Below are 23,744 nucleotides of genomic sequence, written 5' to 3'. Positions count from 1 at the left end.
GTCACCTCGCCACTCTCCGCCGGCCACCGGCGCGTCCGAGCAACGGGCGGAACGCGTTGACGATGGCGGCGGTGAACTCGGGATCGTTGATGTTGCGCTTGATGCGGATGATCTGCCGGTTGCCGGTCTGGCGCACGGTGCGCTCCAGCGCGCGGAACAACGCCGCATCGGCCTCCGGGTCCCAGAACGGCTGGCCGGGTGCATCGAGCGCGGAGACGCCGCCTTCGGCCAGGAAGAAGCGCACCGGCCCGTCCATCTGGTTGAGCCGTTCGCCAATCCAGCGGCCCATGCGCTCGTTCTCTTCCGGCGTGGTCCGCATCAAGGTGACCTGCGGATTGTGGATGTGGAATTTGCGCTGCCGATAGCGCTCCGGGATCGTGTCGGGTGCGCCGAAGTTCACCATGTCGAGCGCGCCGACCGAGCCGACATAGGGCACGCGGGTGCGGATGATGGCGCCGAAGCGATCCTCGGTCGCCGGGAACACGCCGCCCATCAGGAGGTCGCAGACCTCGGTCGTGGTGAGGTCGATCACGCCGGCGAGTTGGCCGGACTCGACGAGCTTCTCCATCGAGCGGCCGCCGACGCCGGTGGCGTGGAAGACGAGGCACTCGAAATCCTCGCGCAGGTCGGCTGCGATCTTCTGCACGGCCGGCGTGGTGACGCCGAACATGGTGATGCCGATCGCCGGAAGGCTCGCGCTAGCATCGCGCTGCTTGCCGGCCTGCTCATCGAGCCGCGCCTTGACCATGCCGACCAGGGCATGGGCGCCGTTACCGAGCACCGTGCGCGAAATCGAGTTGAGGCCCTGCACGTCGGTCACCGAATACATCACGGTGATGTCGGCGGGACCGACATAGGGACCGACGTCGCCGGACGCGACCGAGGAGATGATCAGCTTCGGCACGCCGACCGGCAGCGCGCGCATGCCCGGCGCAACCAGCGACGCGCCGCCGGAGCCCCCCGCGGAGATGATCCCGGCGATACTGCCCTGGCGGCGCAGCCATCGCTCGAAGGCGTCCGCCATCGCCGTCACCGAGGCGCCGCGATCGGCGCCGAACACGCCGGAGCCGCCGCGGCCGTGGTTGAGTGCGATCTCCTGCGCAGTGACATCGCAGCTCGCCGCCTTGCCGCTGGTCGAGACGTCGACCAGTCGGGTGCGCAGGCCGCTGCCGGCGATGATATCGCGGATGAAGCGCAGCTCGGCACCCTTGGTGTCGAGCGTGCCGACGATGAGGACGACCGGTGGCCCGGATGTTCGGGAGGTCGCCAGTTCGCGCCGCTGGCGCGTTGCCTCCTCGAGCCGCGTGACTCCGGCGGATTGCGTCCGCGCGGCGGCCTCGATGCGCGCAATCGGCACCGGCTGCGACCAGCGCGTCGGCAGCACGGGATTGGAGACGTAGATGCGGGTCGGGCCCTTGCGTGCCGGCTGCAGCGTACCGGCGATTTCGGCCTTCGCCGGCGCGACCTCGACGTCGGTCTCGTCAGCGCCATGGGTGCCGACACCCAGCAACCGCTGCTGCAGCTCGCGGTCGGTTGCAAGGCGCGCGGAATCGATGATGCGGTTGATGCGGCCATTGACCATGATGGCGACGTTGCGCGACACCGCCGTCGCGACGCCGATGTTCTGCTCGATGACCAGGACGGAGATATCGCCCTCGTCGCCGAGGCGCAGCAGCATGTCCTCGACCTGGGCGACGATCACGGGCGCGAGGCCTTCGGTCGGCTCGTCCATGATCAAGAGATGCGGATTGGTCAGCAGCGCGCGCGCGATCGCGAGCATCTGCTGCTCGCCGCCGGACAGCTGGTTGCCGCCATTGTTCTTGCGCTCGGCGAGGCGCGGGAAGGTGTCGTAGATTCGCTCGATGGTCCAGGCGCCGCGCCGCAGGCCGCCGGCAAGCGCCAGGTGCTCGTCGACGGTCAGCGATCGCCACAGGCGGCGGCCCTGCGGAACATAGCCGACGCCGAGCCGGGCGATCCGCGCCGGATTGAGCCGCGTGACCTCCTCGCCGCGGATCCGGATCGAGCCGCCGCTGGCGCGCACCAGGCCCATGATCGCCTTGCACAGCGTGGTCTTGCCCATGCCGTTGCGGCCGACCACCGAGAACACGCCGGACTCGAGCGTGAGATCGACGCCCTGCAGCGCATGCGAATGGCCATAATAGACGTCGAGGCCCTTCACCTCGAGTGCGGGCACAGCGCGGCGGTCATTCATGGCCGCCTCCAAGATAGAGCTCCTGCACCTCGGGATCGGATTCGATCTCGCGCGGCAGGCCTTCCTTGAAGATGCGGCCGTTGTGCATCATCGTCACGCTCTCGACGACGCGCAGCGCGACGTCCATGTCGTGCTCGATGATGATGTAGCCGATATGCGCCGGCAGCGAGGTCAGGATCTCGATCAGCTCGCGCCGCTCGGTCGGCGACAGCCCCGCTGCCGGCTCGTCGAACAGGATGAAGCGCGGCGCGCCGGCGAGCGCCAGCGCGATCTCGAGCTGCCGCTGCTGGCCATGCGCGAGTTCGGCGACGCGCTGGTCCTTCACGTTCGCGAGGTGCACGGCCTGGACCAGCGTTTCGGTCGCGTGCATCAGCGCATCGTTCTGCCCCGGGCGCAGGAACGAGAACCGGCTGCGCGAGACGCCGCGGCAGGCGAGGTAGACGTTGTCTTGCACCGTCAGGCCGGGGAACAGTGCCGAGATCTGGTAGGTACGGCGTAAGCCCCGGCGGATCCGCTCATAGGGCGGGAATTGGGTGATGTCCTCGCCGAAGAAGCGGATCGTGCCGGAGGAGGGCGGAAAGTCGCCGGTGATGCAGTTGAACAGCGTCGTCTTGCCGGCGCCGTTCGAGCCGAGCACCGCGCGGCGTTCGCCGGGCCGCACCGTGATGGTGACGTCGGTCAGCGCCGCCAGCGCGCCGAACAGCCTTGTCACGCCGCGCAGCTCCAGCGCCGCGCCGGCGCCGACCACGGACAGCCGCTGCGCGACGCTATCCATGGCGTCCTCCGCCTGAACGTTGCGTCGAGGATGTGTTGCGCCGCCGCCAGCGTTCCCAGAGGCCGATCACGCCGTCGGACGACCAGAACACGATGGCGAGGAAGCCGAGCCCGATCAGCAGCCGGAAGCGGTTGCCGTCGAGGCCGAACTTGATCAGCACGTCGAGCGCGAAGGTCCGCAGCAGCACGAAGATCAGCGCGCCGATGAAGGGTCCGATCGGCCGCGTGATGCCGCCGACCACGGCGATGATCAGCACGTCGATGCAGGCGCCGACGCTGACCGAGCCGGGCGAGATCTGCCGGTAGTTCCAGACCTGCAGCACGCCGCCGAGCGCGGCGATGAAGGCGGCGAAGGCGTAAGCCGCGATGCGGTGCGCATTGGGGTTGAAGCCGAGCGCCGCCATGCGGCGGGAATTATCGCGGACGCCCTGCAGCGCGAGGCCGAACGGCGCGCGCGAGACATACTGCACGGCGAAGTAGCAGATCGCGGCGACGCCGAGCGTGACATAATAGAAGGCGGTATCGGCGCGCCAGTCGACGCCCCAAAAATGCGGCGTCGCGACGGTGTTGATGCCGGTGTGGCCGTTGAAGATCGCCCAATTCTGGTTGGTGAAGTAGTAGAACGCGGCGCCGATCGCGAGCGTGATCATGATGGTGTAGATGCCCTCGGTGCGCACCGCGAGCGCGCCGCCGAGCGTGCCGAACAGCGTCGCCAGCGCCAACGCCATCGGGGTTGCCAGCCACCACGGCCAGCCGAGGCTGATATTGGCGTTGCCGCTCATGCCGAACACCGCGACCATGTAGCCGGCGAAGCCCGCGATGGTGAGCTGCATCAGGCTGACCATGCCGCCATAGCCGGCGAGGAACATCAGGCTGAGCGCGATGATGCCGAGGATCAGCGTGGTGGCGAAGATCTCGATCAGGAAGAAGCCGTTGGCGATCAGCGGCATGATCACGAGGATCAGCGCGACCAGCCAGGCCGCAGGATTCTGGAATTCCGGCCAGGCACGGACCAACGCGCGGCGGGTCGCGTTGGCGGATGGATCGGGGCGGAACTGGGTGCTCTGGAGCAGCGACATCGGTCATCGCCTCGCGAGCAGGCCCTGCGGCCGCAGCGCCAGCACCAGCACCATGATCAGGAAGGTGACGACGATGGCGTAGGTCGGGATGTAGACCGAGCCGAGCTGCTCGGCGAGGCCGATGATAACGGCGCCGAGCGCCGCTCCCGGGATCGAGCCCATGCCGCCGACGATCACGACGACGAGCGAGGCGAGCAGGAACCGCGTATCCTCGCCCGGCGACAGCGACTGGAAAGTGCCGCCGACCACGCCGGCAATGCCGGCAAGGCCCGCGCCGAGCGCGAACACCAGCACGAACACCAGCTGGATCCGCACCCCGGTCGCGGCCAGAATGTCGCGGTCGTCGACGCCGGCGCGCACGATCATGCCGATCCGCGTGCGGTTGAGCGCCAGCCACATCGCGATCCCGATCACGACGGAGGCCGCGAAGATCACCAGCCGCACCAGCGGGTATTGCAGATAGACCGGCTCGCCCGATGATTTGATCGCGGTCAGCAGCGGCAGTTGGATCGGGCCGATCAGCCAGCTCGGGGTCTGGACCTGGTAGAAGTCGCCGCCGAACACCCAGAGCATCAGATCGGCGAACACGATCGAGAGCCCGATCGTTACCATGGTCTGCCTGAGGTCCTGCCCCTCCATGCGTCGGAACACCACGAGTTGCAGGATCACGCCGACCAGTGCCACCGCGATGAAGGCGATGATGAAACTGAGGAGCCACGACCCGGTCCAGCTGCTGATCGCGTAGCCGACATAGCCGCCGAACAGATAGAGCGAGCCGTGCGCGAGGTTGACGTTGCGCATCAGGCCGAAGATCAGCGTGAAGCCGCTCGCCACCAGGAAATACAGCCCGCCGAGCGTGATGCCGTTCAGCACCGCGTTGAGGAACACGCGCTTGCGGCCGATCGCGGCCTCCAGCCCCGGCGGCCAGATCGCGAACACCAGCCACGCGAGCACCGCGACCGCGATGATCACGATCAGCGCCCAGGCCGGATGGCGTTCGATGAACCTGGCCATCTCCGTCGCGTTCCCTCAGTGGTCGCGACCGTCTGCCGGGCCGCGTGTCCAATATCCTACCGAGGGCGAGAGCGTCGGATTTGATCGACAGTATCTTTTATCGTGTGCTCCGGAACTCCTTCACGGCCGCAACACCTTGGCGGCGCGGCGATAGTCGGTCGGCGCCATGCCGACATTGGCGGCGAAGAAGCGGGTGAAGCCGCTCTGCGAGGAGAAGCCGAGGTCGAAGCCGATATCGGCGATCGGCGTCTCGGTCGCCACCAGCGCATCCAGCGCCTGCTCCATGATCAGCGTGTTCATGTAGAGGTGAGGGGTGACGCCGGTCTGGGTGCGGAACAGCCGGTAGAAATGCGGCCGCGACAGCCCGGCCTCACGCGCGATCGCATCGAGCTCGATCTCGGCGCCGGGGCTTTCCGACATCAGCTTGATCGATTTGCGGACCCGAAAATCGGTCACCGCGGCCGCCGCGCGCGCGTCCTGCGCCGCCTGCCAGCTCTCCTCGTAGCAGGAGTCGATCAGCTGCCGGAGTTCGCAATCGAGGCTGCGCAGCGACGGCGCGCCGCATACCAGTGCTGCGGTGCGGCGGATCAGCCGGTCGAGCGCTTCGGTGCGCGGAAAGAAGGTGCGGCCGAACCGCAGGCCCTGTGCCGTCGCGGGCTGTGGCGCGAACCATTCGGCGTTGACATAGAGCACGAAGAAGATCGCGCCGTGGTCCATGTCGGTCGGCAGAAAATTGTGCGGTTCCCACGGGTTGACCGCGACCACGGTATCGTCCTTGAGCAACAGCCGTTGCTCCGAGACGTCGATCTGCGCCGGCGTTCCGCCGACATGAAAGATCAGATGCCCTTCGCGGTGCGCATGCACGTTGAAGGGACGGTTCAACTGATAGACCGTCGCGCGACCGAACCGGCCGTGGAAGACGGCAAGCGCCCTGCTCATGCCTCCCCTCCCGCGGGATGTTCTTGTCTTTTCGACAAGCGTTCAACATCCGCCCGCGGAAAGCAAGGGCGAGCAGGGCACATCATGCAACCGCACGCCTCGTCACGGCCGCCGTGCCTGCACTGCAGCAAATACGTCAGTACTTCTTGCACTCCGGGACTGTGCGGCTCGGCAGGCCGATCTTGGCGAACACCGCCGGATCGTAGCCCAGCGTCTGGTTGACGTTCGGGATCACCTTGACGACCTTGCTGAACAGCGCACCCTTGCCATCATCGACCACCTCGGTGACGAAATTGGTGCCGATTGCCTGGCGGTTGGAATCGAGCTTGATCTTGCCGTTCGGCGCGTCGATCTCGATCTTCGCCAGCGCGTCCTTGAGCTTGGCCTGGTTGTTGGAGAGATCGCCATTGACCTGGCGCAGCGCCAGAATCAGCGCCATGGTCGAGCCGTAATAGTTGGTCGCGAGCAGCGACGGGCTCGGGAAGCGTTTGGCCGGCGGGAAGGCATCCTGATAGGCCTTCACGAATTTCTGCCAGCCCGGATCCTCCCAGGTATCGGCCTGACCGCTCGCGGCGATGGTGCCGATCAACGCGTTCTTGGCGTTACCCTTCGACGACAGGATGGTCTGGTCGATCATGATCGAGCCGCCCATCAGATGCGCCTTGCCGCCGGCCTGCTGATACTGGTTGAGGAAGTTGACGGCATCGGCGCCTCCGAGGCCGAGATAGATCGCGTCGACATCGTCAGGCAGCGCGGCGATCACCGAGGCAAAGTCCTTGGTGCCGAGCGGCACCCATTGCCGGTTGGTGACCTGGCCGCCGGCGCCGCAGAACTCGAGCACCAGGCCAAACACCTGGGTGTAGATGAAGGAGTAGTCCTCGCCGACGGTCGCGATCTTGCGATAGCCCTTGGTCTCGTAGGCGTATTTGCCGAGGCCGACCTGCCACTGCGCGCCGTCCATGTTGTAGCGGAAGAAGTTCGGCGCCGGATCGACATAGGTCGTCTCCTGCGCGCCGGAGGCGGCGTTGACGAAGGTCAGCTCCGGATGGGTCTTGGCGAAGTTCTTGACCGCGATGCCTTCGTCGCCGGACAGCGGCGACAGCAGGATCTGCACCTTGTCCTGCTCGATCAGCTTGCGCACCGCGCGCACCGCGGAGTCGGGCGTCGCGTCGGTCGAGGCGACGACGAATTCGAGCTCCTTGTCGCCGATCTTCTTGCCGAGCACGTTGAGCGCCGTCTGGTGACCGCGCATGCCGTCCTCGCCGAGCACCGTGTAGGTGCCCTCGAGCGTCGCGGTGACGCCGACCTTGATCTTCTCCTGAGCGAACGCCGTGCCCGAAAGCAACAGGCTGCTCAACGCAATCAGTCCCAAACTGCCTTTCAACATCGCGCTCCTCCCTCTGTGTTGTCGCCGGCGTCCACTTGGCGTGCGAAGGCTGATGGGCGTCCGGTTGTTGCCGGCAAAGCTAGCCGAAGGCGGGCGCGGCGCGGATGTCGTCAGCGCGGGGTGGCTTAACGGGCAGTCTCATTTTGATTGTTGCGCCGCAGCGCGGCTCGCGGCGCAATGCCGCGGAGCTGCAACCGGGGAAGAGAGTGAGGCGATTGATAAGTTGATGTCGTCCCTGCCTAGTGCGCGATTGCGCACGGGAGCAGGGATGATGTGATTTGTTCTCGTTCAGTACGCGCCGCCCTTGGCACTGTCATCCCGAGGCTCGCTCCGCTCGCACCTCAGGATCACGGTGATGGAGTTGGTCCGCGCGTCCCCTCCACCCGTCGTCCCTGCGAAAGCAGGGACCCATAACCACAGGGTTGTGTTGTTGAAGGGTGCTGCGGCCCCAGCGTCGCGCAACTGCTGTCATTTGTGGTTATGGGTCCCGGGTCAAAGCCCGGGACGACACTGAATGTGTGGCTCGATTTGCGGGTCATACATCCGCTGGGTCATACCTTCGCATTCTCGCGACATGAATGTTCGCAAGATGTGGTTGCCGGAACCGATGGTGGCGCGCATCGGAGATTGGATAACTGCGACGAACATCGAGGTTCCCTTGCCTTTGCCAAACATTGTCCATCATGAGTCTATCAACTTCGCGTGTGGTGCCTGTTGAATGCGGAGACAGGGGATCGCCGGAACCCGAGGTGCACGGACTCGGGTCGTGTCAACAGGCAGGCGGAGCGGAACAATCAAGCAAATCGTGGTGCGACGATGCCTGCCGTCCTTGCCGGGGCGGGCAAGGCGAAGGTATTTCATCGCTGCAGCGCGACGCGTTCTGCGTTCGGCGTGCGTCGCTGTCGTCGGTTGCTCGCTGTGCGAGCAGGCTCACGCGCTCGATTTCTTTGGTCTGTTCGGTTCCGATGATCCGCTGCCCGTCAGCGCCACGACGCTGTCGTATCGGTTTGAGATCGAAGCCAAGACGCCGGAGGGCAAGAACGATAGCGATGCCGAACAGGCATTGCGCGATGCCGCCGGCACCTATCGCCTTCGACAGGAACCGCCGCCGGACGGGGAAGGTCTCGCGCGCCGGCTGCAGGCGGATATCAATCCGCTGCTCGATGCCCTTTGGGGGCTTGGCCGCTACAACGCCCAGATCGATGTGACGATAGATGGAGTTCCAATCTCCCTCGACGAGACTGGGCTTGCCGCGGCGGCGCGTCGGGCCGACAGCTTTCGCAATCGGACCGTTGTGCCCGTCAAGGTGATCGCGCGACTTGGTCCGTTGTTCAAGCTGCGCGCCGTTGATGTAGACTATCCGCGCGACCAAGCGCCGCAGGGATTGCCGCGCCGCGCGTTTGCACTGAAGTCCGGCGATCCCGCGATCTCTGCCGACCTGCGCGCCGCGCAGGTGAAACTCGTCGACTGGTTCCGCAGCAACGGACATCCGCTCGCGAAGGTCGCCGACGTCAAGGCCACCGTCGATCATGCCGCCGCCGCGATGGACTTTCGGTTGCGGATCGAAGCGGGCCCCAAGGCCGGCATCGGCGCCGTGACGATCTCGGGCGGAGATGTCGATCCGCGAGTGGTGGCCACGCACGTCTACCTGAGGGAAGGCGAGCCGTACTCGCCAGAGCGGCTTGCCTTGGCGAAAACCTCGATCGCAAAGATCCCGGCCATCGGGGGTATTCGCGTCCGCGAAGCCGACAAGCTCGATGCCAATGGCAACCTGCCGGTCTTCATCGATTTGACGGAAAGGCCCAGGCACGCGGTGGGCCTCTCGGCAAAATATTCCACCGTCGATGGTCCCGGCATTGCTGGCTACTACGAGGATCGGAACATATTCGGCGGCGGCGAGCGCCTGAGGCTCGAAGCGTCCGCCTCGCTCCTGCAACGGATCGACGGCACGTCCTTCACCGGCTTCAATAATCTGAGCGGCTCGGATTTCGGCGCACGGTTTACCGGCACCTTCATCAAGCCAGGCTTGTTCGGTACGGCCAACGATCTTCTGATCGAGGCCACTGCGTTCCGCGAGCGTGTCGGCAACAACGACCTTGGCGGTTACACTGACGACACGGTGCGCGGCACGTTCGGCGTGATCCATCGCTTTTCGGAGGCGGCTTCGCTGCAGGCCGGTCTCCAGGTCGAGCAATCGAAATCGCAGGACGTGCTGGGGCGGGTCGATGCGACATTGATCGGCTTCACGGCGACCGGCCGCTACGACACGACAGACAATCCGCTCGACCCCACGCGCGGTGTGCGCCTCTCGGCGACCGTCAATGCCTATCCGAAGCTGATGGGCTCCACGATCGATCTGTTCGAAGCGCGGGTTGCGGGCTCGGCCTATTATGCGCTCGACGAGCAGGCCGACTACGTTCTGGCGGGTCGGTTGGCCGCAGGCTCGCTCGCGGGCGCGCCGCTCGACCAGATTCCGGATGCACATCGATTCTTCGCCGGCGGCGGCGGATCCGTGCGCGGTTACGGCTTCAACACCATTTCGCCGATGATGTTCGGTCAAATCACCGGTGGTCGCGGCCTGATCGAGGGCTCCGCCGAGGTGCGGGTCAGGATCACCCCCACCATCGGTCTCGTGCCATTCTTCGACTTTGGCACCGCCTCCCGATCATCCCTGCCGGGCTTCGACGACTATGTGGGCTACGGCGCGGGACTCGGCTTGCGTTATCTCACGCCAGTCGGCCCGATCCGCCTTGACGTTGCGACACCGCTGAATCCTCGCCCCGGCGACAGCCGTTACGCGATCTATGTCAGCATTGGGCAGGCCTTCTGATGCGCATCCGACGGCTGTTCATAATCGGTTCCGCCGTCGCGGCCATGAGCCTCATCGCTGCCGCGGTGCTCGGTGTCGTTCTCTACGGAGTGGCGGGCGGGAGCGGCGAGAACCAGCAGGATGTGCTGGCCAGTCTTGTCTCGCGGACACTCTCGACGCCGGCGACCCAGGTCCATGTCGGCGCCGTCGATGGTGTGCTGTCCTCGGATGCCACGGTCCGCGACGTTAGCATCACCGACAAGGACGGCGTCTGGCTGACGCTCGACAAGGCGCGCCTCGTCTGGCGACGCAGCGCACTGTTGCTGGGGCGACTGGAAATCGACCGCCTCGAGATCGGCACGCTTGAGATCAAGCGAAAACCGCTTCCGTCCGACCAGCCTGCCGCCGATTCCGATCAGCCGGTCCTGCCCGACCTTCCGGTGAAGGTGCAGGTGAAGGCTTTCGATCTGCGGGCCTTGACGCTGGGACAGTCGATTCTGGGTGAAGCCTTGAGTGTCGCGGCGACCGGCAATACCGAGCTCGGCTCGCCCTCGGAAGGGCTCGTCTTCAACCTTGATGCCACCCGCAAGGATTTCCCGGGCCACTTCAAGGCTGCTCTCGCCTACGTTCCGCAGGGAAATGCGCTTACCCTCGACGTCACGCTCGACGAGCCGGCCCACGGACTTATGTCGAAGCTCGGCCATCTGCCGGGCGAGCCGCCCGTCACATTCGCATTGGGCGGCAAGGGCACGCTCGACAGCTTTCGTGGTGCCCTGAAGTTGCAGGCCGGCCCCACGATCGATGCGACCGGCTCGATTACGCTTGACCGAAACGGGGCGGGCCGAGTGCTCGCAACGCGCCTTGCCAGCCATCTCGAACCGTTGTTGCCGGCGATCGCCGCGCCGGTCTTCGCCGGTGAAACCAATCTCGACAGCACGACGCATTTTGGTGACGACGGCAGCGTCGCCCTGGACGGGCTGACGCTTACGAGCCGTCTCGCGCTGCTCGATGCGAAAGGTCTGCTCGGAGCCGACAAGGTCGTGGATTTCGCGGCTTCCATCCGCGCCTTGCCAAGCAACGGCGACGTGACCGAGACTGACCAAGGCTCGATCCGCAGCCTCGTCTTCGACAGCCGCGTCAACGGCCCAATCAAGGCTCCCACAGCATCGGTCAAGCTCGCGCTGTCCGGTGCTCATCTGCCGGACGGAGACGTCGAGACGCTTGATGCTTCGATCACGGCCGTTCCTCGTGCCGAGGCCGGCGATCCCGCAACGCGCATCATCCTTGACGCGAACCTGCGCGCTTCCGGCATCGCGCCGCGCGACACGAGTTTGGCGGCCGCGATCGGCAACACCGCGTCGCTCGTGCTCCACGGCGATACGGACCTCGGCGGCCGCGCCAGGATCGAGCGTCTCGAGATCGGCACATCAACGGTTCAGGCAACTTATACAGGTGATGTCAGCGCCGGTCACCTGAATGGCCGGGCAACCGGAACGGTGCCCGACCTCGGCGCCTTTGCCGACCTTGCCGGGCTGAAGCTTGCGGGTTCGGTGGCGTTCGGCCTCGACCTCGACACGGATTTCCAGCGTGGCAGCTTTGATATCAGGATGTCAGGTGCCGGCGAGAAGCTTGCGACGGGACTTGCGGCGCTCGACGGGCTCGCGGGGGCGCGGCTCGCACTCGCAGCCGACATCTCTGGCGATGGCCGCGACACTTACACGGTCCGCGGCGCGTCGATCGATGGTGCCCATGTTGCGATTCGCGCCAAAGGAACAGTGACGCGCGACTCGAGCGACCTGTCGGCGCGTGTGGACCTGCCGGATCTCTCGGCGGCCGATGCGCGCCTCACCGGTGCGGGAGCTCTCGACGTCGGCCTGACCGGCGGGCTCACGCATCCCGGCGTTTCGTTCGCGGCCTCGGTGGATCGCGCCACCGCCATGCGGCGCCCGATTCCGCATCTGGCGCTCGCCGCGACGGTCAACGACATCAATGGAGTCTGTGCTGTCGAGGCCAGGCTCGACGGCTCCGTCGACGGCAAGCCGGCGCGCGGGATTGTTCAGGTGAGCCGTCGATCGTCGGGGCCCGACGATCGCGCAGCTCCCGCCGTTGCCGGATGGCACGCCAAGACCATCGACATCGCGATCGGGTCGGTATCCCTGAAGGGGGCAGCAACGATCGACGCGCAGAGATTCGCCAGCGGGCAGATTCGCTTCGCAGCCGGGGCGCTCGCCGATCTCTCGCCGCTTGCCCTCACAGAGCTCGCCGGTTCGGCCTCACTCGACCTTGCCGCTTCGGCCGATGGCGGCCAGCAGTCGGTCCGGCTTGCCGGCAAGGGTGCCGGAATCCGTGCCGCGGGTGCGGCCGTCCGCAGTTTCGATCTGCGCGCCGATGGCGCCGATCTCTACAGCCATCCGGTGCTCAATGCTGATGCGCAGGTCAACGGTGTCGAGTTCGGCGGTCAGACGGTCTCCAACGTCACGCTAGCGGCCACGGGCAATGCCGAGGCGAGCACGATCGGTCTGTCCGCCAAGGCTGCCGGCTTCGATCTCGATGCCGCGGGTGCACTGACCACCAGGGAGCGGGTGCGGTTCGATCTCAACCGCTTCACCGCGCGGCGTGGCGCCAAAGCGATTGCGCTGCAGGGCCCCGCGGGCTTCACGCTCGACGATGGCACGGTGCTGATCGAGCATCTGGCGCTCGCGATTGGACGTGGCCGCTTCACGGTGGACGGCAAAGCCGGCCAAGTGCTCGACCTCAAGGCCGTGGCAAACGCGATCCCGCTCGGCGAAGCCGATGTCGCGATACCCGGTTTGGGCCTGAGCGGGACCCTCGACGCGTCAGCCGCGATTGCGGGCTCCATGAGCGCGCCGATCGGCCAGTACAAGGTCGCGGTCAGGCAGCTCACCGCGCCGCAGACCAGAAGCGCCGGCCTGCCGCCGGTCGACGTTGCCGCGGACGGACGGCTCGATGGCAGCCGCGCGAGCCTGAACACCACAATTGCCGCGGGAAGAGCCGGCGCGATCACGGCGTCGGGCACGGTGCCGCTCGACGCCACGGGTCCGATCGCGCTGACCGCGAAGGGCCGCCTCGATGCCGCCATTGCCAATGCCGCGCTTTCCGCCTCCGGCCGGACCGTATCCGGCAGCGTCGCGCTCGATGCCCGTGTCGGCGGCACGCGCACCAGGCCTCAGATCGGCGGTGTCGCGACCATCAGCGGGGGTACCTTCCGCGACAGCATGCTCGGCACGCGCCTCGATGCGGTCGAGGCGAAAATCACCGCCGAAGGAGAGCGCATCGTGGTGGAGCGCCTGGCCGCGGTGACGCCCAACGGCGGCACGTTGTCCGGCTCCGGTCAGGTACGGGTCGCCCCGGATGCAGGCTTTCCAGGCACGGTCTCGATTCGCGGTCAGCAGGCGACGCTTGCCTCCAGCGCGCTGGCGACCGCGCAGGCCAATCTCGCCATTGACGTCACAGGCGCCCTGGCACGCGATCCGCGGATCGTCGGTCGCGTCGACCTGACCCGCGTCAACGTCGATATTCCGGATCGCCTGCCGTCGACGCTGAAGCCGATCGAGGGCATCAACCATGTGAACGCCTCGGGACAGGCCGCTGCGCGGCTCGCAGCTGCGCGCAAGGCCGAGACGCCGAAAGGCAACAAGAAGCGCACGGCGCTCTTCAACGCCGCGCTCGACGTGACAGTTTCGGCGCCGAACCACGTCTTCATCCATGGCCGCGGGGTAACCGCGGAACTCGGCGGCTCCGTTCATGTCGGCGGTACGAGCAACGCGCCGGTTCCGAAGGGAGCCTTCTCGCTCTATCAGGGCAAGCTGGTGGTGCTCGGAAAGACGCTGACCTTCACCAAAGGCAATCTCTCCTTCAATGGCGATCTCGCGCCCGAGCTCGATTTCGCGGCAGAGATACAGGCCTCCGACATCACCGCGCAGGTTGGAATCTCGGGCCCGGCGGCCGCGCCTGTCTTCGCCTTCCATTCGCAGCCCGAGTTGCCGCAGGACGAGATCCTGTCGCGCATTCTCTTTCAGAAAGCTTCGGGCAGCCTGACGACTTCGCAGGCCGTGCAACTCGCAGGGGCCGCAGCTCAGTTCGCCAGCGGTGGCGAGGGAACGGTGGACCGCATGCGCCGCTCGCTCGGGGTCGACAATCTGGACGTCGGCGCCGGGGCGGGCGGTCCGATGGTCGGCGCCTCGCGCGCGATCGGCGACAGGCTGAGCGTAGGCGTGCGGACGGGCGCCAGCGCCAGCCAGTCAGGAGTGTCGGCCAATGTCGACGTGACGCGCCATATCCGCGTCGAGTCGGATGTCGATGCGAAGGGCTCGACATCCGTCGGAGTCGGCACGCGATTCGAATGGTAAGGGCGACCGAGATCGCGCCTCACTTCGTTGTGTAGCCGCCGTTGACCAGGATGGTCTGGCCGGTCATCCACCAGCCGTCCGACACCAGCAGGCGGATCCACGGCACGATGTCCTTGATGTCGGTGAGCCCGGTCCTGGAGAAGCCCGACAGCGCCGCCGCCGATTTGTGGTAGGCGACCGCGTCCGCGCCTTCGGCCGGATAGAAGAACGGCGTGTCCATCGGACCCGGGCCGATCGCGGTGACCGAGATGCCGCGCGCGCCGAACTCCTTCGATGCCGCACGGGTGAAGTGCTCGACCGGCGCCTTGGTGCCGGCATAGGCCGCATAGAACGGCGTGTAGGCGCCGAGCAGTGAGGTCACCAGCGTGCAGATCTTGCCGTTGTCGTTGACGCGGCGGCCGGCCTCCTTGAGGAAGAAGAACGCGGACTTGGCGTTGACCGCGCTCATCGCGTCATATTCGGCCTCCGAGATCTCGACCATCGGCTTCTTCAATACCTTCCCGACGGTGCTGATCGCGATGTCGGGACGGCCGATCGCGGCGACCGCGTCGGTGAACAGCTTTTCCATCGCGCCTGATGTCGTGAGGTTGGCCTGGAAGGCGACCTACGACGTGAAGCGGCATATCGTCGAGCTGATGCCGCGGCACCGCGCCGCGCCGATGCCGATGACCTTGCTCTATCCACACCGTCAGCACCTGTCGCGGCGGCTGCAGGTGTTTGCCGACTGGCTGACGGATTTGCTGAAGCTGAAGCTGCTCGCGGCGGATTAGGGGCGCAGGCTGGCGTTCCCGGTCGGTGGGACGTATAATCCCGGCGCTCGTGACGGTAACCTGATGACCACTTTGGTAAGTAAACTCGGCCTCGCAATCGCAGGGTTGGCGCTGTGCCTGAGCGGCCAGCAGGCCAGTGCCCAGGCCGGCCCGGTGCGCTACTGGACGCCGGGCTCGCTGTTCGGCTTCGGCGGCAGTCTTGCCGACGGCCAGAAGGCGGATACCTACGGAAACTTTCCGAGCTTTGACGCCGCCGGCGCGCAAGGCGGCGACTTCTCATACCTGAACGGCCGGCCCGACGGCTGGTTCGCCGGCAGCGAAGGCGGCCGCGTCGGCTGGAACGCGCTCGGCCAATCGGCGGCGTTCGGCTCGCTGGAATATCAGGGCGCGCAGTTCGGCTACAATTTCAGGGGCGTCGGCAATACGCCCGTGACCTTCTTCGCCGGCTTCGACACGCTGAAATACAATCCGCCCGGGGCCGGCGGACCGCTGGCGCCGTTCAGCGGCAATCCCGGCGTCAACGCCGGCTATTCGGCGCGCGCGGGCCTCGAGTTCCGGCCGACTTCGAATCTCAGCCTGTCATTCGGCGCGAGCTTTACCCAGCAGGGGGCGGAGCGCATGGACAGCGACATCCATTCGCAGCTACTGCCCGGCCAGTCTCCGGTCCTGTTCGGCGGCCGGTAAAGCGCGATGAGAATCGTCATCGCACTTTAGCTCTTCGTTTGAGCATGATCTCCGCGCAAACGCGTCCCGCGTTTGTCGCGAGGGAAAACCGCTTCGCACTTTTCCGGATCATGCTTTAGCGCGTCAGCGCAAGACGGCAGCGCTGCGGTCCTGATTCAACCAAAACTTCAGAACCCAAGAAGGCTCGAGCTCACGGGCACAGTCAGGATCGAAACATGGATATGCAGGGCAAGATCGCACTCGTCACCGCCGCGGCATCGGGCGCCGGCCGCGCCGGGGCACGCATCCTCGCGCGCGAGGGCGCGGCGGTCGCGGTGGTCGACCAGAACGAGGCCGGCGCGAAGGCGGTGGTCGACGAGATCAAAAAGGGCGGCGGGCGCGCGCTGGCGCTGACCGGCGATCTGCGCGACGACGGCTTTGCGCGCGATATCGTCACTGCGACGGTGAAGGAATTCGGCGCGCTCGACTGCGTGTGGAATCATCTCGGCATTCCCGGTCCGTCCGTGATCGACGATCTGGAAGGCTGGGATCTCAGCGTCGATCTCAATCTGCGCTCGCAGCTGATCACCACCAACGCCGCGCTCGGCCAGATGACCGCGCGGCGCCAGGGCAGCATCCTGTTCACCGCATCGACCTCGGGCCTGGTCGGCTCGCCGTGGAGCCCGACCTATTCCGCGGCCAAGGCCGGCGTGATCGGTCTTGCGCGCGCGCTCGCCAAGCGCCACGCCAAGGACGGCGTCCGCGTCAACGCGATCTGCCCCGGTGCGATCGACACGCCGATGCTGCGGGTGTTCGTCAACCGGCCGGACCAGGCGGGCCACAACGAGGCCGATGCGGAGGAGCTGATCAAGGCCGCGGTCACCCGCAATCCGATGGGCCGCGCGGCGCGCCCCGAGGAGATCGCGGAGGTCGCGGTGTTCCTGCTGTCGGACAAGGCGTCGTTCGTCACCGGCATCGCGATGCCGGTCGACGGCGGGACGGTGGCGTAAGGCGCTGATGAACTGAGGCCTAGCCGGATGCGATAGCCTGCCATCGCAGGGGCGCACTGCCAAAATATCGAAAACAACCCCATGCAAAGGAGCCGACGGCCGCCGGCGGACACGGCAACTTGACTCGTCGGGCAAATCAGTGGCATTCTTCCATTATTCAGAAATCGTGCAGACGCCCCTCGCCACGGGGCTATCGCCCTCCGCTTGCGGGGGGAGGTCTCATCACAACGGGGAAACCCTGGCGCGTTACTTCCCTGTGGCCATCCTTCGAGACGCCCGCCGTTGGCGGGCTCCTCAGGATGACGTCTTGTTTCGCGGCTAAACTGTAAACCCTCATGGTGAGGAGCGCCGCTTGCGGCGCGTCTCGAACCACGAGGCCAAGCCGCTGCGCGGCCAGCGAAGACGCACATGCGTTTGCTCTACCCGCAAGCGGGAGGATGCAGCCCGTTCGCGTCGCGGGGCCGCTTCAACCTGACTTCTTCGCAGTTCAGAACTTCGCTCTGATGCCGGCATAGGCGGCGAGCGGCATGCCGGGGACGAAGGTGCGCGGATCGGTCAGCTGCGCCATCAGGTTGGGCGCAGCTCCGGCGCTGGCAAAGCCGCCGGTCTCGTAGAACGCGCCGCCGAGATAATAATGCTGGTTGAAGACGTTGTTGATCAGGCCGAACACCTCGATATTCGGCGTGATCTTGTAGGAGGTGTGCAGGTTCACGACCGCGTAGGCCGGGACCTTCTGGCTCTGATTGGTGTCGTCGCCGATCAGCCATTGACTGCCGACCACGTTGACGTCGGCGCCGATCTTCCATGCGTCGGTGGCGAGGTACTCGACACCTGCCTTGAAGCGGTGCGCGGGAATGCCCGGGATATGGTCGCCCGGCTTGACGTTGATGAACCGGACGTCATCGTTGTTCGGGTCGGTCAGGGCGTTCGGGTTGTCGGGAGCCGGCAACGTATTTGCGCTTCGATAGGTCGCGTCGATGAAGGTGTAGTTGGCATAGGCGTTCCAGCGATTGACGCGGTAATCGAGCTTGGCTTCGATGCCCTGCCGCAGGGTCTGCCCCGCATTCTGGAAATAGCCGAAATTGCCTGTGCCGATCGGGCTCTGCACCCGGATGATGTCGTCGTCGGACAGAGTGTGGAACGCGCCGAGGCCCCAGCTCAGCATGCCGGTCCTGGTGTCGTTGCCCCAAGTGCCGCGGAAGCCGGCCTCGATGGTGTGCGACACCACCTGCTTGAGCGGCGGATCGGACACCAGGAAGGAATCGATGACACAGGGGCGGGCCGGATCGGAGCAGCCGAGCTCGAGCGGCGTCGGCGCGCGGTTGGCCTCTGAATAGCCGGCATAAAAGGTGAGGTTCGGCGTGATCTTGTAGGTGCCGCCGATCACCGGGTTGAGGCGCTGGAATCGGTTGCTGCTGTTGAGCTGATCATTTGTCCCGGTCTGGTCCCGCAGATCGATCTGGGCATAGTTGAATCGTCCACCAGCAGTGACCGAGAACCTGTTCGTCACGTCGAAGGTATCGGTGAGATAGACGCCGGTGTAGGTGTTGGTGGCGCGCAGGTCGACCGGGGCGAGACCGGCATCGGGCTGGTTGATGAAGATGCCGGTGCCGGTCACGAACAGGTTGTTCGGATCGATGGTTCCGAGCTCGCTGGTCGCCGTGAATTTCGTGTTGCCGTGGTCGACGCTGACGCCCATCACGACGTGGTTGTCGTGCCCGAACAGCTTGTCCGAGTTGGTCAGCTGGGCCGTGCCGCCGAAGCTGTTGGTCGCGGCCCGGTTGCGGTCGACTTCGCCAAGGAAGGCGTTGCCAAGCGTGTTCGGAACCGAGGGACCTCCCGCCGGACCGAAAATCGGCAGGTCGTCCCCGATGCACAAACTGTCTCCCCCGTCGCAGGCATGCACGTCGGTGCCGTTGCCGTCGACGTGGGTCTGCCGGAAGCCGCGGAAGTAGGCATTGCCCTGGAACGACCAGGTGTCGGAGAAATTGTGGTTCAGCGTGGCGTTGACGAAGGCGAGCTGAAGCAGCGTCGTCTGCGGCCAGGTGTAGACGCTCGACCAGCGCTGATTGAGCATCTGCACCGGCGTTGCCGCGACATTGCCGAGCAGGTTGCTGGCGCCGGTGAAATTGACGTGAAATTCGGTGTCGTCGTTGCGTGCGCCAACGTCCACATACATGCGGTTGATGTGCGACGAATTGGCGTAGTCGCGCCAGCCGCGATCATACGCGGATTCGAACGCAGCGTAGGCGGAGATGTTGTCCCTGTGGCCGCCGGCCTGCACGCTGCCCTGCACGCGCCCGTAAGAGCCGCCGAACAGCTCAGCCTCGGAGCCCTGATAGGTGAAGCCGTTCTTCATCTGGATGCTCAGCGCGCCGCCGATCGCGTTGAGGCCGAACACCGGATTGTTCGGAAACAATGCGACGCTGTCGATGGCCTTTTCCGGGATGAAATCCCAGTTGACCACGTCGCCCCAGGATTCGTTGATGCGCACGCCGTTCTGATAGACCGCGATGCCCTGCGGCGTGCCCTGGACCGGCGAGGCGGTGAAGCCGCGGTAGTCGAGATTGCGCTGGAACGGATTGCCGGTCTGGTCGCCGAGCGTGACGCCGGGCAGCTTGCGGTTCACAGCATCGAGGAAGTTGGTCGAGTAGTTGTGGCTGAAATCCTGCGTCGTCATCACCGCGGTGTTGGACGGGACCTTGTCGCGATCAATCAGGGTGGAGTCGCGGTCGGAGGGGCCGGGTGCAGCGGTGCCGACATCGGGTCCCGCTGCCGGAGCAACAGGTCCGGTTCGGGTTCGCGCGGTTCGCGTGGTCCGAACCACCGGCCGTGCCGCCGGCCTTGCGCTGCGGGTGCCGGCCAGAGGTGTGGGCGCAATCACGTTGACGGGCGGCAGTTCAGTGGGGGCCGGATCGGCCGTCTGAGCATGCAGGACAGTCGATGGCAGTGCAGAGCCAATAACAGCCAGCACGGCCGCAGCGCCGTGCGTATAGACCGAAGAAGACAAAGACCGTGTTGCCGTACGCAACAACGCACCAGCCATGACGCCCACCCCTAAGCCGCGGTTCGGCTTTTATCCCCGACGAACCCTGGCTCGGAGACTGCGGGAGCGGCGTGGCTTTGGCAAACAACATCAATCCCGGGGGACCGGGATTCTTTTCCAACGGTAATCGGGAAAAATTCCCGATTCCATCCCTCGCGGGACCAACCGGCTGCCTACCGGCCGGTTTCGGTCGGCGTGCTACTTCTGTTCACGCGGCGTCGGGATCAGAACAGATTGTAGCCGGGGGTCAGCAGATTGGTCGGATCGTAACGCCGCTTGGCGTCGCGCAGCTTCGGCCAGGCCGCGCCGAAGTGACGTTCCCAATCCTCCGGCGCCATGGGAAGCGCGCTGACGGGATATTGGACGCCGCCCGCGCCGCGGATCTGCTCGTAAAACAGGCGGTTTTTCGACAGCGTCTGACCAACCCCTGTCGCATCTGCCGGCGCCGGCATGTGAACGATGTTGAAGCAGAAGGCGATGTTGCCATCGGGCCACCGAACCAGCGGCGTGCCCGACGCGTGCGTGTTCAGGGGATAAAAGGTCACTCGCCCGAGCGGCCCGATCTCCTCAACCGAGAGGCGGCCGATCATCCCGTCGGCCTGATGCTCGGCGTTGCCGTCGGGCAGAAACGTGAACAACCAGGGGTGCGGGCTCGACCACAACCCCTTCGACCTGAGCAGAGCTTCCAATTTCGCGAAGGCAAGCGCGTCGTCGTGATAGGCCAGATCGGTGATCACCGCCGTATTGCGGTCGTCGGCCAGCGATCCAAGCACGGCGCCGTCGTTTGGCGGCGAACCCTTGTCGTAGAACACGGCGCCTTCGAGCTGGTAGCGCCAGCGGCCGGGGCCGGCCGGGAGAATGGCGCCCTGCAATTGATCGAAGCGATCGTCATGAAGCGCGCGGCGCTGATCTGCAGCCAGCGAGGCAAGGTCCCGGTAGAAAAGCTGGTATCGGCGGACGCGCTCGGGCGCGCGCACCAGCTTCAGGGTTGCCCGTGTGATCAGACCGCACTGTGCAAGCCCGGCCCGGGCGGCATCGAACAGATCGGCGTGCGACTGCGGCGAACAGGTCAATTGCTCGCCGGTTCCCGTAACCATGTCCAGCGCGAGAACATGGTCTGTCTGCATGCCATGGCGCGACGAGCTGCCGCCGATTCCGCCGACGGAGATCGTGCCGCCGACGGAAAGGCCGAGATAGTTGGTGAGCACCGGGGGCGTGAGGCCTTGCGCCAGCGTCGCTTCGAGGACGCGTTCCCACGTCGTGCCCGCATCGACGACGATACGATCGGCCGCAATGTGATGGATCGCGTTGAGCGAGGTCATCTCGATGACGATGCCACCTTCGGTCAGCGCGCGGCCACAGGTCGAATGGCCCTGCCCGCGTGCCGCTATCTTGTGCCCTGACTTGCCGGCCCAACGAACCAGCCGGGCGACATCGGCGGCGGAACCGGGCTTCAGCACCGCACGAGGTTGGCCTTGAACGATGTTGCCGAAATCGCGGGAAACGGCGGCGCGGTCGTTGTTGTCGTCGCTGAGCGCAACAGCCGCCGGGAGCAGGTCGCCCGCGTCTTGGCTGAGCTCGCCGTCGGCCGCGGACCCGTCGCAGCCCTGGGCCTGCACGAGCGCCGTCGCGTGGGTGGCGCGAGACGACAACGCTGCGGCCGCGCAAAGTCCTGCGCCGAGCAGGGTACGCCTGTTCGTCATGGGGCCTCCTCAACTGCATGATGCGGCAAGCCTCGTTGCCGCTCACCCGCACAATGGGTTCGGCTCGCTTGCCGGACAATCAGCGCCTGGCGGGAAGCACCTTCCCGTTTGCCGAGAGAATGGCGATGGCGCGCGCCAGTGTCTAAAGCTGCTCGTGCTTCAGTCGATCGACCAGGATATCGGCGAACAGGCGCGTCTTTGCCGCCGGCATGCCGCTTGGCGGGAACACCGCATGGATCGGCATTCGCGGTGTTTCGAACTCCTCAAGAACAATTTCGATCGCGCCATCGTTGACGAGATCACGGACCTGCCAGAACGGTCCGTATCCGAGGCCGAGGCCGTCACGTGCCGCTGCGCAGAGCGCCGCGGTGTTGTCGGTCTCGAAGCAGCCATTCACCCGAACCGTCCTGATGTCGCCATCGATCTGAAACCGCCACATCGCGGGCTCGCCCTCGCTGGTGGTGCGCACGACGCATTGATGCCGGTCGAGATCGTCGGGATGAGCCGGGCGTCCGTAACGGGCGAAGTAGCGCGGCGCGCCGTAGACGACGGTACGAATCTCACCAAGCCGTCGGGCCTTGAGCGACGAATCCGGCAGCTCCCTGATCCGGATGGCGATGTCGAAGCCATCGCCGACAACATCGATGGCACGATCCGAGGCCTTGAGTTCAGCCTTGATCAGGGGGTAGCGGGCAATGAAGTCCGCGATGACTGGGACGACAAACGCGGAGGCGAACTGGACTGGCGCGGCGATGCGAAGCAGGCCCGACGGCTCGGCGCGCTGGCTTGCCGCTTCGAGACGTGCCTCGCTGATCTCCGCAACGGCAGGCTTGACGCGCCGATAGAACGCCAATCCCGCTTCGGTCGGGAACGACTGCCGGGTTGTACGTCGCACCAGCTCGACGCCGACGCTGCGTTCGAGCGTCATCAGCGATCGATTGACCGATTGCAATGAGCGGCCCAGCCGACGTGCGGCCGCCGTCTGGCTGCCGGCCTCGATGACCGCGAGAAAGGCTTCGATATCTTCCATCGAGCCACCTCATTCTCCCGCAAACCGGAAGGATATTACGGTGTGAGGGGATTGTCAGGAGAGGCTGGCCGTTCGCCGGGAACCGATCCGGCAGGGAACCGGCATGGCACGATGCGCGATCTCGACTGCGCTTGTCGCAGTCGGCGAGGCCGGATTGCGGGACGCCGGGCAGCGTCCCGCATCAGCATCCATCTCAGTCCTTGAACTCGCAGCCGAGGCGCTGCAGGGCCTCGTCGACCCAGCGGCGATCGCTGGTGCCGGCGAGGATTTGCTGGATGGCCTTTTCCTCAGTGGCCTTCTTGGCTTCGGTCAGCTTGCAGATCGCCTCGGCGTCGTCATAGGGCACGCACAGCACGCCGTCGTCGTCGGCCACGATGAGATCGCCGGGCTCGACGATCATGCCGTCGATCGAGATGGCGCTATTGATCTCGCCCGGGCCGTCCTTGTAGGGGCCGCGATGGGCGACGCCGGCGGCGAACACCGGGAACGATCCGGCGCGGATCGCGCCGGCATCGCGGATCGAGCCGTCGATCACGAAGCCCGCGACGCCCCTCTTCTCGGCCAGCGTCGACATGATCTCGCCGATGATGGCGTTGACGAGGACGCCGCCGGCATCGACCACGATGACGTCACCCGGCTGCGCCAGGTCGATCGCCTTGTGCACCATCAGATTGTCGCCGGGACGGGTCTTGACCGTCAGCGCCGGGCCGCCGAGCCAGCCGCCCGCATGCATCGGCCGCAGCCGGTTGGTGCCCGCGATCCGCGACATCGAATCGCTGATATTGGCAACCGGAAGGGCGCGGTAGCGCGCGACGAGGTCGGGCGACACTTTCCGCTTCGCCTTGTGAATAGCAAATCCTATGGCCATCGGTTTTCTCCGAGATTGATTGGTTGAAGTCGATTGTCGGTCTTGCTGCTTGGTTGGACCCTCATGGTGA

Annotated in this window: 15 protein-coding genes and 2 pseudogenes; 5 read left to right on the top strand and 12 right to left on the bottom strand. The window is 65.8% G+C overall.

Translation table 11 applies throughout. The features are described 5' to 3' along the window. Nucleotide 1 precedes the first annotated feature (1 nt). The 7 genes from ACVWYP_RS38795 to ACVWYP_RS38765 form a co-directional block, all read right to left on the bottom strand. Complete coding sequence (locus ACVWYP_RS38795; RefSeq protein ID WP_304497009.1) at nt 2–2,212, bottom strand: ABC transporter permease; 2,211 nt, start codon at nt 2,210–2,212, stop codon at nt 2–4. After that, nucleotides 2,205–2,987, bottom strand: coding sequence for an ABC transporter ATP-binding protein (locus ACVWYP_RS38790; RefSeq protein ID WP_304497008.1), 783 nt, complete (start codon nt 2,985–2,987; stop codon nt 2,205–2,207). The genes ACVWYP_RS38795 and ACVWYP_RS38790 overlap by 8 nt, the downstream gene beginning before the upstream one ends. Further along, complete coding sequence (locus ACVWYP_RS38785) at nt 2,980–4,065, bottom strand: branched-chain amino acid ABC transporter permease (RefSeq protein WP_304497007.1); 1,086 nt, start codon at nt 4,063–4,065, stop codon at nt 2,980–2,982. Before ACVWYP_RS38785 ends, ACVWYP_RS38790 begins: the two co-directional genes overlap by 8 nt. A 3-nt stretch (nt 4,066–4,068) precedes the next feature. After that, nucleotides 4,069–5,079, bottom strand: a complete 1,011-nt coding sequence (locus ACVWYP_RS38780) for a branched-chain amino acid ABC transporter permease (protein WP_304497006.1) — start codon at nt 5,077–5,079, stop codon at nt 4,069–4,071. A gap of 120 nt (nt 5,080–5,199) precedes the next feature. Further along, nucleotides 5,200–6,018 carry a helix-turn-helix transcriptional regulator gene (locus ACVWYP_RS38775; RefSeq protein ID WP_016847806.1) on the bottom strand — a complete coding sequence of 273 codons (819 nt, stop codon included), beginning with the start codon at nt 6,016–6,018 and terminating at the stop codon, nt 5,200–5,202. A gap of 136 nt (nt 6,019–6,154) precedes the next feature. After that, on the bottom strand, nt 6,155–7,405 hold the full coding sequence (locus ACVWYP_RS38770) for an ABC transporter substrate-binding protein (protein WP_028338495.1): 1,251 nt from the start codon (nt 7,403–7,405) through the stop codon (nt 6,155–6,157). 769 nt (nt 7,406–8,174) lie between these two features. Then, nucleotides 8,175–8,936 (bottom strand): hypothetical protein, encoded by a 762-nt coding sequence (locus ACVWYP_RS38765; RefSeq protein ID WP_456684281.1) that lies wholly within the window; start codon nt 8,934–8,936, stop codon nt 8,175–8,177. A gap of 63 nt (nt 8,937–8,999) precedes the next feature. Here ACVWYP_RS38765 and ACVWYP_RS38760 point away from each other — a divergent pair, with 63 nt between their 5' ends. Beyond that, the gene (locus ACVWYP_RS38760) at nt 9,000–10,235 is read left to right on the top strand and encodes an autotransporter assembly complex protein TamA (RefSeq protein WP_456684280.1); all 1,236 of its coding nucleotides are present in this window, start codon (nt 9,000–9,002) and stop codon (nt 10,233–10,235) included. Between the two features lie 44 nt (nt 10,236–10,279). Beyond that, nucleotides 10,280–14,584 carry a translocation/assembly module TamB domain-containing protein gene (locus tag ACVWYP_RS38755; protein ID WP_304497003.1) on the top strand — a complete coding sequence of 1,435 codons (4,305 nt, stop codon included), beginning with the start codon at nt 10,280–10,282 and terminating at the stop codon, nt 14,582–14,584. Between the two features lie 19 nt (nt 14,585–14,603). Here the strand turns inward: ACVWYP_RS38755 and ACVWYP_RS38750 are convergent. Further along, nucleotides 14,604–15,188 (bottom strand): annotated as a pseudogene (locus ACVWYP_RS38750) (SDR family oxidoreductase); the annotation flags it as partial. A gap of 1 nt (nt 15,189) precedes the next feature. Here ACVWYP_RS38750 and ACVWYP_RS38745 point away from each other — a divergent pair. The 3 genes and pseudogenes from ACVWYP_RS38745 to ACVWYP_RS38735 form a co-directional block, all read left to right on the top strand. Further along, nucleotides 15,190–15,354 (top strand): annotated as a pseudogene (locus ACVWYP_RS38745) (LysR family transcriptional regulator); the annotation flags it as partial. Between the two features lie 63 nt (nt 15,355–15,417). Further along, entirely contained in the window at nt 15,418–16,038 is a 621-nt protein-coding gene (locus ACVWYP_RS38740; protein WP_304497002.1) for a hypothetical protein, read from the top strand. Nucleotides 16,039–16,253: 215 nt separating this feature from the next. Further along, complete coding sequence (locus ACVWYP_RS38735) at nt 16,254–17,027, top strand: SDR family NAD(P)-dependent oxidoreductase (protein WP_304497001.1); 774 nt, start codon at nt 16,254–16,256, stop codon at nt 17,025–17,027. Between the two features lie 487 nt (nt 17,028–17,514). On the opposite strand, the gene ACVWYP_RS38730 is transcribed toward ACVWYP_RS38735, so the two are convergent. The 4 genes from ACVWYP_RS38730 to ACVWYP_RS38715 form a co-directional block, all read right to left on the bottom strand. Beyond that, nucleotides 17,515–20,001: a TonB-dependent receptor gene (locus ACVWYP_RS38730; protein ID WP_453945876.1), complete on the bottom strand. Its 2,487-nt coding sequence runs from the start codon at nt 19,999–20,001 to the stop codon at nt 17,515–17,517. Between the two features lie 296 nt (nt 20,002–20,297). Continuing rightward, nucleotides 20,298–21,776: an FAD-binding protein gene (locus ACVWYP_RS38725; RefSeq protein WP_304497000.1), complete on the bottom strand. Its 1,479-nt coding sequence runs from the start codon at nt 21,774–21,776 to the stop codon at nt 20,298–20,300. A gap of 142 nt (nt 21,777–21,918) precedes the next feature. Beyond that, nucleotides 21,919–22,806 (bottom strand): LysR family transcriptional regulator, encoded by an 888-nt coding sequence (locus ACVWYP_RS38720; protein WP_304496999.1) that lies wholly within the window; start codon nt 22,804–22,806, stop codon nt 21,919–21,921. 193 nt (nt 22,807–22,999) lie between these two features. Then, nucleotides 23,000–23,674, bottom strand: a complete 675-nt coding sequence (locus ACVWYP_RS38715) for an RraA family protein (RefSeq protein WP_304496998.1) — start codon at nt 23,672–23,674, stop codon at nt 23,000–23,002. Nucleotides 23,675–23,744: the final 70 nt, after the last annotated feature.

The sequence above is a fragment of the Bradyrhizobium sp. USDA 3262 genome (assembly GCF_054060035.1).
The sequence above is the reverse complement of the archived record's forward strand: the minus strand, read 5'-3'. Positions and strand labels throughout refer to the sequence as shown.

Coding starts and splice junctions, on each gene's coding strand:
- ACVWYP_RS38725 (WP_304497000.1), bottom strand. CDS start 21,776: ATGACGAACAGGCGTACCCTGCTCGGCGCAGGACTTTGCGCGGCCGCA.
- ACVWYP_RS38715 (WP_304496998.1), bottom strand. CDS start 23,674: ATGGCCATAGGATTTGCTATTCACAAGGCGAAGCGGAAAGTGTCGCCC.
- ACVWYP_RS38790 (WP_304497008.1), bottom strand. CDS start 2,987: ATGGATAGCGTCGCGCAGCGGCTGTCCGTGGTCGGCGCCGGCGCGGCG.
- ACVWYP_RS38755 (WP_304497003.1), top strand. CDS start 10,280: ATGAGCCTCATCGCTGCCGCGGTGCTCGGTGTCGTTCTCTACGGAGTG.
- ACVWYP_RS38775 (WP_016847806.1), bottom strand. CDS start 6,018: ATGAGCAGGGCGCTTGCCGTCTTCCACGGCCGGTTCGGTCGCGCGACG.
- ACVWYP_RS38740 (WP_304497002.1), top strand. CDS start 15,418: ATGACCACTTTGGTAAGTAAACTCGGCCTCGCAATCGCAGGGTTGGCG.
- ACVWYP_RS38785 (WP_304497007.1), bottom strand. CDS start 4,065: ATGTCGCTGCTCCAGAGCACCCAGTTCCGCCCCGATCCATCCGCCAAC.
- ACVWYP_RS38795 (WP_304497009.1), bottom strand. CDS start 2,212: ATGAATGACCGCCGCGCTGTGCCCGCACTCGAGGTGAAGGGCCTCGAC.
- ACVWYP_RS38765 (WP_456684281.1), bottom strand. CDS start 8,936: ATGATCGACGGTGGCCTTGACGTCGGCGACCTTCGCGAGCGGATGTCC.
- ACVWYP_RS38770 (WP_028338495.1), bottom strand. CDS start 7,405: ATGTTGAAAGGCAGTTTGGGACTGATTGCGTTGAGCAGCCTGTTGCTT.
- ACVWYP_RS38735 (WP_304497001.1), top strand. CDS start 16,254: ATGGATATGCAGGGCAAGATCGCACTCGTCACCGCCGCGGCATCGGGC.
- ACVWYP_RS38780 (WP_304497006.1), bottom strand. CDS start 5,079: ATGGCCAGGTTCATCGAACGCCATCCGGCCTGGGCGCTGATCGTGATC.
- ACVWYP_RS38720 (WP_304496999.1), bottom strand. CDS start 22,806: ATGGAAGATATCGAAGCCTTTCTCGCGGTCATCGAGGCCGGCAGCCAG.